The sequence below is a fragment of the Streptomyces gobiensis genome (genome assembly GCF_021216675.1).
Taxonomy (GTDB): Bacteria; Actinomycetota; Actinomycetes; order Streptomycetales; family Streptomycetaceae; genus Streptomyces; species Streptomyces gobiensis.
Genome location: NZ_CP086120.1, coordinates 2,364,109 through 2,376,624, shown reverse-complemented (window position 1 = coordinate 2,376,624; position 12,516 = coordinate 2,364,109). Strand labels below are relative to the sequence as shown.

General features: G+C 68.8%; 9 protein-coding genes. 2 read left to right on the top strand and 7 right to left on the bottom strand.

All coding sequences use genetic code 11. The features are described from left to right. Window positions 1-26 precede the first annotated feature (26 nt). From test1122_RS10855 to test1122_RS10840, 4 genes are all read right to left on the bottom strand, one after another. Entirely contained in the window at window positions 27-2,423 is a 2,397-nt protein-coding gene (locus test1122_RS10855) for a bifunctional salicylyl-CoA 5-hydroxylase/oxidoreductase (RefSeq protein ID WP_232268966.1), read from the bottom strand. Window positions 2,424-2,521: 98 nt separating this feature from the next. Further along, window positions 2,522-3,016: an acyl-CoA thioesterase gene (locus test1122_RS10850; protein WP_232268965.1), complete on the bottom strand. Its 495-nt coding sequence runs from the start codon at window positions 3,014-3,016 to the stop codon at window positions 2,522-2,524. A gap of 73 nt (window positions 3,017-3,089) precedes the next feature. Beyond that, window positions 3,090-4,715, bottom strand: coding sequence for an AMP-binding protein (locus test1122_RS10845; protein WP_232268964.1), 1,626 nt, complete (start codon window positions 4,713-4,715; stop codon window positions 3,090-3,092). Between the two features lie 193 nt (window positions 4,716-4,908). Next, window positions 4,909-5,391 carry an ATP-binding protein gene (locus test1122_RS10840; RefSeq protein ID WP_232268963.1) on the bottom strand — a complete coding sequence of 161 codons (483 nt, stop codon included), beginning with the start codon at window positions 5,389-5,391 and terminating at the stop codon, window positions 4,909-4,911. A 236-nt stretch (window positions 5,392-5,627) separates the two neighbouring features. Between test1122_RS10840 and test1122_RS10835 the strand changes: the two genes are divergently transcribed. Beyond that, the gene (locus test1122_RS10835; protein ID WP_232268962.1) at window positions 5,628-6,566 is read left to right on the top strand and encodes an alpha/beta hydrolase; all 939 of its coding nucleotides are present in this window, start codon (window positions 5,628-5,630) and stop codon (window positions 6,564-6,566) included. Between the two features lie 222 nt (window positions 6,567-6,788). Next, window positions 6,789-7,436, top strand: a complete 648-nt coding sequence (locus test1122_RS10830; RefSeq protein ID WP_232268961.1) for a phosphatase PAP2 family protein — start codon at window positions 6,789-6,791, stop codon at window positions 7,434-7,436. Window positions 7,437-7,489: 53 nt separating this feature from the next. Here test1122_RS10830 and test1122_RS10825 read toward each other — a convergent pair whose 3' ends face one another. The 3 genes from test1122_RS10825 to test1122_RS10815 all read right to left on the bottom strand — a co-directional run bounded on the left by test1122_RS10825 (window position 7,490) and on the right by test1122_RS10815 (window position 12,398). Continuing rightward, a complete protein-coding gene (locus test1122_RS10825; protein ID WP_232268960.1) occupies window positions 7,490-8,497 on the bottom strand; it encodes a LacI family DNA-binding transcriptional regulator in 1,008 nt (335 codons plus the stop codon). A gap of 345 nt (window positions 8,498-8,842) precedes the next feature. Further along, entirely contained in the window at window positions 8,843-10,720 is a 1,878-nt protein-coding gene (locus test1122_RS10820) for a glycoside hydrolase family 3 protein (protein WP_338423528.1), read from the bottom strand. 133 nt (window positions 10,721-10,853) lie between these two features. Then, complete coding sequence (locus test1122_RS10815; protein ID WP_232268959.1) at window positions 10,854-12,398, bottom strand: carboxylesterase/lipase family protein; 1,545 nt, start codon at window positions 12,396-12,398, stop codon at window positions 10,854-10,856. Window positions 12,399-12,516: the final 118 nt, after the last annotated feature.

Genomic DNA, 12,516 nt, shown 5'->3' with positions numbered 1-12,516 from the left:
CTCGGACACGGAACAGGCAGGCGGTGTCAGCGGACGGCCGTCGCCGCGGGGACAGCGCCTTCGGCGGGCGGAAGCCATCGCTGGTGCACCTGGACGGGAGGTTTGCGAAGCAGCTGGAGACGGGGCGGGATACGGTCGGTGCGGGAGCCGGGGGGCCTGCCGCTGCCCGCCTTCCAGGACGGGGGCCACGGTGCTCCGGGCCCGGTGTAGTTCTGGGCGGCCGCGGCATGCAGGGTCCACAGAGGGTCGTACAGCTGGGCGCGGCCGACGGCGCACAGGTCGGCCCGGCCGGCCAGGATGATCGAGTTCACGTCGTCGTAGGTGGAGATGGCGCCCACCGCGATGGTGGGTATGCCGGTGGCGTTACGGATCAGGTCGGCGTAGGGCGTCTGGTAACTGCGGCCGTAACGGGGCCGCTCGTGGGAGACGACCTCACCGGTGGAGACGTCGACGGCGTCCGCTCCGGCGTCCGCGAGTGCGCGGCAGATCTCGATGACGTCGGCTTCGCTGGTGCCTCCCTCGGCCCAGTCGGTAGCCGAGATCCGGACGACCAGCGCCTTGCCCGAGGGCCAGACGTCACGCACCGCCCGCAGCACTTCCAGCGGGAAGCGCAGCCGGCCCGCGAGGGTGCCGCCGTAGGAGTCGGTGCGCAGATTGGTCAGCGGCGACAGGAAGCCGGACATCAAGTGGCCATGGGCATACTGCAGTTCCAGCGCGTCGAATCCAGCGCGGTGGGCACGGCGGGCCGCGGTGACGAAGTCCTGTGCGATGTCGTCCATGTCCCCGCGGGTGGCTTCGCGCGGTGGCGTGCTGGTGGGGTCCCAGGCGAGGGCGGAGGCGGCGACCACAGGCCATCCTCCCTCGCCGAGCGGAACGCATTCGCCGTCCGCGCAGGGCGTGCTGGTCGCCGCGCGGCGGCCGGCATGGGTGAGCTGGATGCCCAGACAGGTGTCCGACTGACGGTGGATGAAGTCGGTGATCCGCCGCCATACGGTCTCCTGCTCGTCGGTGTACAGGCCGGGGCAGCCGGAGGTGGCGCGCGCATCGGGGCTGATGGCCGTCATACCGGCGAAGACCAGTCCGGAGCCGCCGAGGGCCTGGGTGCTCAGGTGCACGAGTTCGAAGTCTCCGGGGACACCGTCGCGTGCGGCGTACAGCGCGGTGGGCGGCACGACGACACGGTTGCGCAGAAGCAGTCCGCCGAGCTGGAAGGGGCGGAACATCGGCGGTACGGCGGCACTGGCGGGCGGGACGATCGATGTCTCCGCCGCCGCGTGCCAGGTGTCGACCGCGCCTGTGAACTCCTTGTCGCGGACCCGTAGGTTGTCGTAGGTGACGCGCCGACTGCGGGTGAGGAGGTTGAACGCGAACTGGAGGGGTTCCTGCCCGGTGTAGCAGCCGATGTGCTCGAACCATTCGAGGCTGGCCTGGGCGGCACGCTGGGTGGATTCGACGACCGGCTTGCGTTCGGCCTCGTAAGCGGCGAGCGCGGTGCGGAGGTCGGGATGTTCGTGGAGGCAGGCGGCCAGGGCGAGTGCGTCCTCCATGGCGAGCTTGGTGCCGGAGCCGATGGAGAAGTGGGCGGTGTGGGCGGCGTCCCCCAGCAGCACCACATTGTCGTGGCGCCAGGTCTGGTTGCGCACGGTGGTGAAGCGGATCCACTTGGAGCCGTTGGGGATCAGACGGTGGCCGTCGAGGTGGTCGGCGAGTATCTCCTCGCACAGCCGGATGCTGTCCTCGTCGCTGGTCCCGGGCGGGTAGTCGCGGGCCGCGAACGTGTCGAAGCCCGCGCGCCGCCAGGAGCCCTCGTCGATCTCCACGATGAAGGTGCTGCGTGTGTCGTCGAACGGGTAGGCGTGGACCTGAAGGGTGCCGAAGTCCCGCTCGGCGACGATGAAGGTGAAGGCTTCGAAGACCTTGTCCGTGGCGAGCCACATGTAACGGCAGTGCCGTTCGTCGAGGTCCGGCACGAAGGTGTCGGCGTAGGTGTCCCGGGCTGCCGACCGTACCCCGTCACCGGCCACCACCAGGTCGTATTCGGCAGCGAGTTGACCGACCGGTGGTGCCTGGGTGCGGTAGCGGACGTCCACGTCCAGAGCGGCGCAGCGGTCCTGCAGGATCCGCAGCAGGCGCTTGCGTCCCAGGGCTGCGAAGCCGTGGCCGCCGGAGGTGAGAACCTGGCCCTTGTAGCAGACGTCGATGTCGCTCCAGCGGGCGAATTCCGCCGACATCGCGTCGAAGATCTCCGGGTCGGCCTGCGCGATGCCGTCGAGCGTCTCGTCGGAGAACACCACACCGAATCCGAAGGTGTCGTCGGCCGCGTTGCGTTCCCAGACGGTGATGTCCCATCGCGGGGAGAGCTGCTTGGCCAGGGCCGCGAAGTACAGCCCGCCAGGCCCTCCTCCGATGACTGCTACGCGCACGGCGTCCTCCTAGTGGTTCCTGGGACAATGTATGTCGTAAATTCTACGACCGTCAAGAAAACAATATATGCAAGGCTGATGTGCATCGACGCGCCAGATCAGGCGAAGAGTTCGGGCGCCTGTGGGCCCGCCTTGGCCAGAACTTCGCGCACCTCGTCGGGCCAAGGCGTGGAGCCGGTGGCGCGGGCGGCGGAGTGGGCGATCGTCATACGGCCGGTGGCCGCGGCCTCGCCGCCCTGACCGCGGACGGTGAAGGCGTAGTGAAGGGAAGCGGTCCCGACCTTGGTGACGCGCAGTTCGGTGCGAACGATCTCCCCGAACCACAGCCGCTCGCGATAGTCGGCCTCGAAGTGGACGCGCGGGATGCTTCCGAAAAGATGCGCCAGTCCCAGGCGCCGCAGCAGGACGGCCTCGGCCGCCTCGACCCAGCGCACCACGGTGGAGTGGTGGTAGTGACCGGCGGCGTCGGTGTCGGGCCACTCGACCCGACGCTCGATGACGACGCTGGGCAGGCTCTGCGCGAGGGCTTCCGCGCATCCGGCGGCGCAGCTGCCCGTCGGGGAGGATGCCCGCTGCGGGCTGGGAGTGTCCATGGTGGCGCCTTTCGTCCGGCCGGGTAGCTGCCGACGCGGGATGGGTGGTGGTGAGGCCGGTGCGGCAGCGGATCTACTCGGCCGCGCCGTGGGCTCGCTTGCGCAGTTCGCCGCGCTGGAGCTTTCCGTTGCTGGTGCGCGGCAGCTCGGTGACGAACTCGACGGCGCGGGGGTACTTGTAGGGCGCGATGGTCTGCTTGACGTGATTCTGGAGTTCCTTGACGGTCGTCTCGTCGGGCGCGACGTCGGCGCGCAGTACCACGTACGCCTTGACGAGCATTCCGCGCTTGTCGTCCGGCGCACCGACGACGCCGCAGTCCGCGACATAGGGGTGGGTGACGAGCGCCTTCTCGACCTCGGGGCCGGCGATGTTGTACCCGGAGGAGACGATCATGTCGTCGCTGCGGGCCACGTACCAGAAGTAGCCGTCCTGGTCGCGTATATAGGTGTCGCCTGTGATGTTCCAGCCGTCCTTGACATACGTCGTCTGGCGCGGATCCGCCAGATAGCGGCAGCCGGTGGGACCGGTGACGGCAAGGAGGCCCGGCTCCCCGTCGGGGACGGACTCGCCCGCCTCGTTCACCACCATCGCCCGGTATCCGGGGACAGGTTTGCCGGTGGACCCCGGACGTATGTCGTCGTCGGCGGCGGAGATGAACACATGGAGCATCTCGGTGGCACCGATGCCGTCGATGATGCGCAGCCCGGTGGCCGCGTGGAATTCCTCCCACACCTGCGCGGGGAGCGCCTCTCCGGCGGACACGCACCGGCGCAGGCCCGCCAGGCGGTCCACCGCTCCGGCAGCCATGATCGCCCGGTAGCCCGTGGGAGCGGTGAACAGCACGGTGACGCCGTGTTCCGCGACGAGGTCGGCCAGTTGCTCCGGCGGGGCCTGCTCGATCAGCAGGGTCGCCGCCCCGGTGTGCAGCGGGAAGACCACCAGACCACCGAGCCCGAAGGTGAAGGCGAGCGGCGGCGTGCCGGTGAATACGTCGTCCTGCCGGGGCTTGAGGACATACCGGGAGAAGGTGTCGGCGTTGGCCAGTACGTCCCGGTGGAAGTGCATGGTCGCCTTGGGGCGCCCTGTCGTGCCGGAGGTGAACGCGATCAGGGCGACGTCGTCGGCGGCCGTGGTGACGTTGGAGAACCTGCCGTCCTTGACCGCGCAGCGCCGCGTCAGGTCCTGCGCACCGTGACCGCCGTAGGTCAGCACGGCCAGGCCGGGGGTGTCCGCGGCTTCGAGTTCGTCCGTGTAGCGGTGATCGCACACTGCGACGACCGGGAGGCTGGCGTCGTGCAGTTGCGCGAGTTCCGCGGCACGCAGCAGCGGCATCGTGGTGACGGCCACGCCGCCGGCCTTGAGCACACCGAACCAGGCGGCGACCAGCCAGGGGTTGTTGGGGCCCCGCAGCAGGACGCGGTTCCCGGGCTGGATGCCGAAGTCCTCGGTGATCACCTGAGCCACTTGGTTGGCGCGGTGCAGCAGTTCGCCGTAGGTCCACCGCTCCGTGGGGGTCAACAGACAGGGGCGGTCCGCGCCCCAGCGCTCGACGGCGTCATCGAGTAGCCGCTGGGCGCAGTTGAGCCGATCCGGATAGTCCAACTCCGGCAGTTCGAAGTGCAGTTCGGGCCAGAGGGGGAAGGGTGGGAGCCGGTCACGACAGAACGTGTCCACATGTGCGGACGGGGAGAGCTCCATGGGACGCACCTCAATCTCGGGGCAGCAGGAGAGTGGGGTAAGTATCTCGTTTATCTGACGACGGTCAATATTTCGCGATACGAATCTTTGTTGACGGTGCACCACGGCGAGGGTGTGCGGGCATGGGCCGGTACGGCCGGGTCCCTGTGGGTACGGTCGGCTTTCGGCGGAGCCGGGCGGCGAGAAAGGCCGTTCAGGCTGCGGGAACGCGGACCTTGACGACCTTGCCGGAGCCGCGCGGGACCGCGACCATCTCGCCGCTCAGCTCGGCGGCCAGGACACCGATGATCATCAGGCCGCGACCGCTTTCCGCCTCCGGGCCGGCCTTTAGGCAGACGCGAGGCAGGGAGGGATCGCCGTCAGCGACCTCAAGCTGTAGCCACCCTCCACCGAGGGTGACGGTGGTACGCAGTCGGTCGGTGACGGCTCCGGCGTGCCGCACAGCATTGGAGACCAGTTCGCTGATGGCCAGGAGCAGCATGTCCGTGAGGGTGGGGGCGATCTGCCAGTCCTCAAGAACGGCACGCACACGCGCTCGGATGTTCGGGACCGCGGCGACGGTCGGCCTGAGTGTCCAGTGGACGAAGGAGCGGTCGTGGGTCGGGGCGGACTGCGGGGGTGTCCAGGTACGGGAGGCGGAGGCGGGCTGGACTGAGGAAGGGGTGGCGGTGAGCATGACGGGCTCCCGGCAGGGGAAGGCGACGACGCCTAGATCCTCGTGTAACCAGTCGGAAGACCAGCTGTGCAGAGTCCCTATATTCAGCGCACATTGTGTCGCGGGGTGATTGTTACACGTGTAACATCCTAGGCACCTCCCCGGGTGAGTGCAAGGCATTTCGGACATACGTTGCGAGGTTCCGGAGCCACGCCGTCACCCATCACCGGATCTACGCCGATCAGAAAGAGGCGGACATGACGCAATCGCTTCCGGCCCAGCTCGACTTGGGGTGGCCGCCGCCGCCCTTCCTTGCTCCCCCGCCACCCCTGGTCAGCCCGGACGGTGTGCGCCGCTTCGACGGGGCCACGTACGCGACCACACCCGGGTACCGGCCTCGTCTGCTCGACGTCCATGTACCGGCGGCCGACGGACCAGTGCCGGTCGTCGTGTGGATCCACGGCGGGGGCTGGCTGGAGGGCGACCGGCGTTATCCCCCGCCGACCATTCCCGTCGATCTGCTGCACGGCTCGGTCCTGCAGGCCGGACTCGCCCTCGTCTGCGTCGACTACCGGCACAGCCTTGAGGCGCCGTTCCCGGCTCAGCTGCACGACGTGAAAGCCGCACTCCGCTACCTGCGGCGATTCGCCGACAGCTTCGGCATCGACAAGGACCGGATCGGCGTCTGGGGCGAGTCAGCCGGCGGCCACCTGGCCGCACTCGCGGGACTCGTCAGCCCTGACGGCCCCGAGGGCCCGGCCCTGGAAGGCGGCGTAGGGATATGTGACGAGGACAGCACCGTCCAGGCCGTCGTCGACTGGTACGGGGTGTCCGAGCTGAGCTCGCTGCTCTCACATGCTCTGCCCCCGCCTCCGTCGGGGATGGAGTACCCCAATCCGTTTACCGCACTGCTGGGCGGCACCGCCGACCAGCAGCCGGAACTGGCCCGGGCCGCCAGTCCCGTCACTTACGCGGGCACCGCGACTCCGCCCCCGTTCCTGCTGATTCACGGAACGTCGGACAGCCTCGTGCCGTACAGCCAGAGCGAAGTCCTCGCCGAAGCACTCGAGCGCGTCGGCGGCGAGGTCACGCTGCAGCCCGTGGACGGCGCCGACCACATCTTCCTCGGCGTCCCGGACGTGACACCTATCGTGGCCGAGAGCGTCGCCTTCCTCGCCCGCCACCTGCGCGTCTGACCGGCGCCACACCGCTGACCCTCCCCCGCACGGGGTGCTGTCGATGGCGCCCCGTGCCCCTAGTCGGCCTCGCACCGGCGAGTCCGCCGCCCTGCTCATCACACTGGCCCGGCGAGCGCCTGACCGTGAGAGGTCCTTATGACCGGCAATTCGGCCGCTGTTCCCAACACCCCGGCGCCCCCTCGGCACCGCCGTACCACCCCCGCTCCACCGCGATCGGGGATGCTTCCCCTCGGACTGGTCTTCGTCCTGGCCACCGCTGTGCTGGCCCTCGTCGTCCATGCCCGTCCCGAGCGACCGCCCTTCCAAGACCTGGACGAGCGCTGGCTGCTCTGGATGGGAGGCCCGCACGACGGTCTCTACGCGGCCATGGCCGCCATACTCAACTGGGTCGGCGGGCCTCCCGGAGCGGTGGTTCCCGTCGCCCTGCTGATCTTCTTCATCACGCGGAAGCGCTGGTGGTCTCTGCTCTACCTGCTCACCACATACCTGGCGGGGAACGTGCTCGTCGTACTGGCCCTCAAGCACCTTGTCGACCGGCCTCGCCCGGAGAACCCACTGGTCCGGGTGGACCACGGCTCCTTCCCCTCCGGACACGTTGCCGGAACGGCGCTCCTCGTGGTGATCGTCGGCGCTCTGCTCATTCCGGCAGCGCGCCGACGGGCCTGGTGGCTGTTCGGCACGCTGATCACCTTGGCGATGATGTGGAGCCGAAGCTGGCTCCATGCGCACTGGCTCAGCGACACGCTGGCGGGCGCCATGGTCGGCGCGGGCACCGCGCTAGTTCTGTGGTGGGTCTTCGCTCACCGGCTGACGAGAGAAGGCAGCCGACCGACAACATCGTCCGAGGCCACGCCCCCTGCGGACTAACCGCAGGCACCCGCAGATCGTTGAGTGACCATGATCCGGCTCAGAAAGATCGCTCAAGAGGACTGCCGGTGGACGAGAACGGGTTCCATACCGGGCACCGCGGGCGCTGCGCCACGCTCGATCAACTCGTGCAGGGTGTCAGCGATGTGTGCGGGGGAGGGCAGGTCCAGACTGATGGTCGTGAGCGAGGGCCGCTGCACAGCGGACAGCACAAGGTCATCAGAGCCGACAATGGCCACCTCGTCCGGGACGGAGATGCCCTCGTCCTGAAGCGCGTGCAGCAGCAGGGCCGCGTACTCGTCGTTGTAGGCGAATACCCCGTCCAGGCCCAGGCTCGACCAGCGCTTGGCCAACTCAACAGCGGACTCCTGGGTGTACGCCATCTCCACCGCGGTGACGGTCGCCATGCTGCGTGCGGCGACACCCTGCGCGCCGGCCAGACGCGGCTGGGCAAAAACATCGAGGCCGCGCTCTCGCGGCATGACCACGCCGATGCTGCGCCGCCCACGGGAGATGAGGTGTTCCATGGCGACCGCGCCGATGCGTGAGTGGTCGAGTGCGATGGTGTGGACGCCCTCCACCGGCCGGGCGGCGAAGGCAAGCAGGCCACGGACACCCGCACGCCGCAGGACATCGCCCGCCTGCGCGGTGAAGCCATCGCTCTCCAGGACAAACACCGCCGCGGGCCGGAGCTCGGCCCAGGCCCGGGCGGCGGTGACCGGGTCGGGGAACCGGCCGGCATGCAGCACGGTGGTGTATCCGTGGCGCTCAAGCTCGCTGTGCAGATCGTCCAGCCAGCCGCTGAGCAGACGGCCGATCGCCGAGACGGATGTGGGCATCAGCACCAGGTTGCTGTGGCCGGCTCGCAGAGACCGGGCGGCGGCGTGCGGGACGTAACCCAACTGTTCGGCCGCGGCCAGCACGCGCGCACGCGTACTCGCGCTGACCCGGTGCGACTGGGTGTCGTTGAGCACGAAGGACACGGTGGCCCGTGACACCCCTGCCAGGCGGGCCACGTCCGCGCTGGTGATCGACGCCGGGGCGGTTGGATCTTTGACCATGACGTCCTTAATCGAGCCCTACGGTCATGCGACCGGTTCCACCCTTTACGTTACACGCGTTATCTCATCGGAGGCATCTCGGCGCCGTCCGTCGGGGCGCCGCGAAAACCGGTATCGCCATGCATTGGCCATCGTAATTTTGACGTCCACGGCGCACGCGCCTTTCGGGCGCACCTTGCCTGGGGCACCGGTGGCCACGGCTGCCCTGCCAAGGACGCGGCCCGCTGATCACCGAAACGGCTGTGGGATTCCATGACCGGCTGGTAGCGCGCCGCAACTGCGGGAGGGCCGGGGACGCGGGAGCGCCGCCGAAACCATCGGCGGCGCTCCCTGGAAGCCGGTCCCTCAGCGCTGAGTGAGTGATGTCAGACGCAGGCCGTGGCCGTAGGGGAAGAGGGGGTCACCCGAGTCGTTGGGCACGTCCTCATGACCGGCGGCGACGCTCTCTGTCGAACGGGAGAGTTCAAAGGGCAGACGCCCTTCGGCCTCCGCCCGGCCGAAGAGCACGTCCAGCAACGCGGTGTCCGAGGCACCGTAGTTGGCCACCAGCACCGCCGAATGCTCAGCGATCTCCGGTATGACCGCGGGACGGTCGAGGAAGATGTCGACCACGGTGGGGACGGCCGCGGCTGTATCGAGGACGGGGCGCAGTTCGTCCTCGGTGAAGTGGAGCCGGCCGGCACGGAAGAAGGTCTCGATGCCCTCGGTCCGCTCGTCGCAGGGTGCGGCGACGCGGACCAGCGCGACATCGGCCTCCTCGGGGGTGGCCACCACGGTGGCGTACTGCCCGGCGATACCGGGATCGATGCCCTGGACATAGACCCGAATGCCGGACGCGAGGGGCAGCACGGGCGTCGGCGCGTCCTGAGGGCGGTCCTTGAGGATGGTGATCGAGCGGCTCTGCGCGGCGAGTCCGGCCGCGGTGAACTCGCGGTTGCCGCAGATCCGTGCGGCGGCGTCGGGGTCCACATACGGATTGTCGAACAGACCGAGGATGAACTTCTCCCGCAGCAGGCGTGCCACCGAGGCGTCGATGCGCTCGGTCGTCACCCTGCCGCTGCGTACGAGTTCCACGATGAGCTCGGGCGCCGCCTCGCCGCCGAGCTGGTCGGCGCCGGCGTCGATGATGCGTTCCACGCGGGTGAGCCGGTCCAGTTCCTCGGCTCCCCAGGCGCGTGCGGGGAAGGGCGCCCCGAAGATCTGCGCGTCGGTGACCAGGCCCCAGTCGGTGCAGACGATGCCGTCGAAGCCGTATTTCTCCCGCAGCAGCCCGGTGATGATTCCCTTGTTGAAGCCGAAGCCGATCTCTTCGTAGGGCGTGCCGACGGGCATGGCGTAGTAGGGCATGATCTGCGAGGTCCCCGCCGCGAACGCGGCTTCGAAGGGGATCAGGTGATAGTCGAAGTTATCGCCGGGGTAGACCTGTTCGCGGCCGTAGGGGAAGTGGGCGTCCTCGCCCCCCAGCTGTGGGCCGGCGCCGGGGAAGTGCTTGGTCATCGCCGAGATGCTGCTGGTCCCGAGGATCTCGCCCTGGAGGCCGCGGATGTACGCGCCGACCATGCGGGCGGCTACTTCGGCGTCGGAGCCGAAGGTGCCCAGCACGCGCGGCCAGCGGGGCTCGGTGGCCAGATCGGCCATGGGATGAAGGGCCAGGCGGATACCGACGGCGAGATATTCGCGGCGGACGATGTCGGCGTGCCGGCGCACGAGTTCCTCGTCGCCGATGGCGGCCAGGCCCGGTGGTTCGGGCCAGAGTGAGAAGCCTTCGGTGTGCACGCTGGCGGCCAGGTTGTCCACGAAGCCGTGGCGGGGATCGGTCGAGATGGTCACCGGAATGCCCAGGCGGGTCGTTGCGGCCAGGTCCTGCAGGCGGTTGTTCCACTCGGCCATGCGGCGCGGGGCGGCGGCTCCGAACAGGTTGAAGTGGTTCATGAGCTTGCCCGTCACCATGGCGGAGGTGGAGGCACACATCGGGTCGTCGTCCGGGGCTCCCGGCTCCGGCTCGACCAGGGAGCCATCGGCGTTGATGGTGATCATGGTTTGGAAGAGCAGACCCGTTTTCTCTTCCAGCGTCATGCGCCGCAGGAGGTCGGCGACGCGCTCGCCGACCGGCAGTCGGGGGTTCTCGTAGGGCTCCATGACGCCGTTGCCGTTCAGGTCACGGAAGGCGGTGCCGTCGGGGGCGGTGAGCGTGCGCGGCCGGGCCGCCGGGGTCTTGGTCATGGGGTTCGTTCCATTCCGTAGCGTAGGTCGGCTCCCGCTCGCAGCGGGCCGGAGGATTGTTGGAGCACATTGCACGTGTAACTAGCGAGATTATTGCTTCGCGGACTTGCTCTGGGCTGTCTCTATGCCTGGTCTATGCCTGCTTGGATGCCCGGTGGTGCAGTCGGCGTGAATGCCCGGCGAGGTCGCTGACGGTGGTGGTGACGGAGTCGAAGCGCATGGTGGCGCGGGTCTTCCCGTCGTACCGCTCCCAGATCGGCAGGGCATGGTGGTTGGGATCGCCGGTGCGGACGAAGGAGATCCATGCCCGGTGCATGGCCTGTGCAAGGCCGTCCCGGGCGGTGGACTCGATTCCTTCGAGGAAGGGTGCGTGCGACCAGTTGTCGAAGTTGTCGAAGACGAAGGGCAGTTCCAGGCAGTGGGCGGCGGCGAGCCTGCCGCCCAGCGCAGGTGTGGGGAAGTCAAACTGGTAGGCCCAGACCGGACGTCCGAGAGCTGCCCGGGACTCGGCCAGCTCCAGGCTGGGCACGCGGAACAGTTCATCCGTGATCAGGTCCATGAGCACGTCCGCGGGCCGGGCGCCGGGCCGGGTCCGCTCGTACGCGGCGTACACGTCGACGGCATCGGCCTTGAAGGTGTCCGCGATCCTGTTGATCACTTGATCCCTGGTCGCCGCCGCGTATCCCTTGTCCAGGGCGAAGCCGAAGTTGGCTTCCTCACGGGTCCAGCCGATCAGGACGTCTATATCGGTCGCGGCGCCGTGGAGGAGTGTGTCGGCGGGGTGGCGGAGCAGCGTGATGTCGTCGCGTACCGGGAGGAACGGTGTGGGCCAGTAACCCCATCGCATGGTGTGGCCGAACAGCTCTCCGGCCGCCTCGGTCAACCGTGACCAGGGCAGGCCGCGGAGTTCATCGAGGTCCTTCGCGCCGGTGATCTCCAGATAGGCGGCGGTCCGCTGGAGATACTTGGCGCGGGTCGGGATGTCCAGGCCGAAGGGCGGGCTCTGCAGGATGGCGCGCTGGAACAGCCCTTGGGCTTCGGGGTGCCCGGCCAGCGCCGCGGTGGATATGGCGCCGCCCGACTGGCCGGCGACCGTAACGCTGTGCGGATCTCCGCCAAAGTGCGCGATGTTGTCGTATACCCAGCGCAGCGCCGCGAGCTGGTCGGTGAGCCAGAGGTTTCCTGTTGCCGCTTCCCCGCCGCCTTCTTCACCGAAGCAGAGGTAACCGAGCGGGCCGATGCGGTAGTTGATGGTGACGACGACCAGGTCACCGTTGCGAGCGAAGGTCTCACCGGAGTAGTTGGGGAGCGAGCCGGACCCGGAGACGAAGCCACCGCCATGGATCCAGACCATCACCGGCCGCTTGGCGGCGTCGACGGCCGGTGTCCACACATTGAGCGTCAGACAGTCTTCGTCGAAGGGCGGGAAGCCGTGGCCGCCGAGTACGGGGTCGCCGCCCTCCATGAACATCTGCGGTGCACTCGGCCCGGCGGCGGTCGCGTCCCGCGTGCCGCTCCAGCCCGCGTGGGTCTGCGCCGGGCGCCACCTCAGTGCACCGACCGGGGGTGCGGCGTAGGGCACTCCCTTAAACACGGCGACACCGCCCTCAGTGTCACCTCGCAGCCGACCGGCGGTCAGCTCCACGGTGGGCGGGACCCGACCTTGCGTAACGGCCATGATTTCCCTTCCTCGGTCAGCGCCTCACCGGGCGGAGCGATGCCGCCGCTCTCGGCGGGGGCGCCTGACGGGCGTCGGCCTCATGGTCTTCGCACGCGCCGGACAGTCATCTGGAGCG

Coding starts and splice junctions, on each gene's coding strand:
- test1122_RS10815 (WP_232268959.1), bottom strand. CDS start 12,398: ATGGCCGTTACGCAAGGTCGGGTCCCGCCCACCGTGGAGCTGACCGCC.
- test1122_RS10830 (WP_232268961.1), top strand. CDS start 6,789: ATGCTTCCCCTCGGACTGGTCTTCGTCCTGGCCACCGCTGTGCTGGCC.
- test1122_RS10820 (WP_338423528.1), bottom strand. CDS start 10,720: ATGACCAAGACCCCGGCGGCCCGGCCGCGCACGCTCACCGCCCCCGAC.
- test1122_RS10825 (WP_232268960.1), bottom strand. CDS start 8,497: ATGGTCAAAGATCCAACCGCCCCGGCGTCGATCACCAGCGCGGACGTG.
- test1122_RS10840 (WP_232268963.1), bottom strand. CDS start 5,391: ATGCTCACCGCCACCCCTTCCTCAGTCCAGCCCGCCTCCGCCTCCCGT.
- test1122_RS10845 (WP_232268964.1), bottom strand. CDS start 4,715: ATGGAGCTCTCCCCGTCCGCACATGTGGACACGTTCTGTCGTGACCGG.
- test1122_RS10850 (WP_232268965.1), bottom strand. CDS start 3,016: ATGGACACTCCCAGCCCGCAGCGGGCATCCTCCCCGACGGGCAGCTGC.
- test1122_RS10835 (WP_232268962.1), top strand. CDS start 5,628: ATGACGCAATCGCTTCCGGCCCAGCTCGACTTGGGGTGGCCGCCGCCG.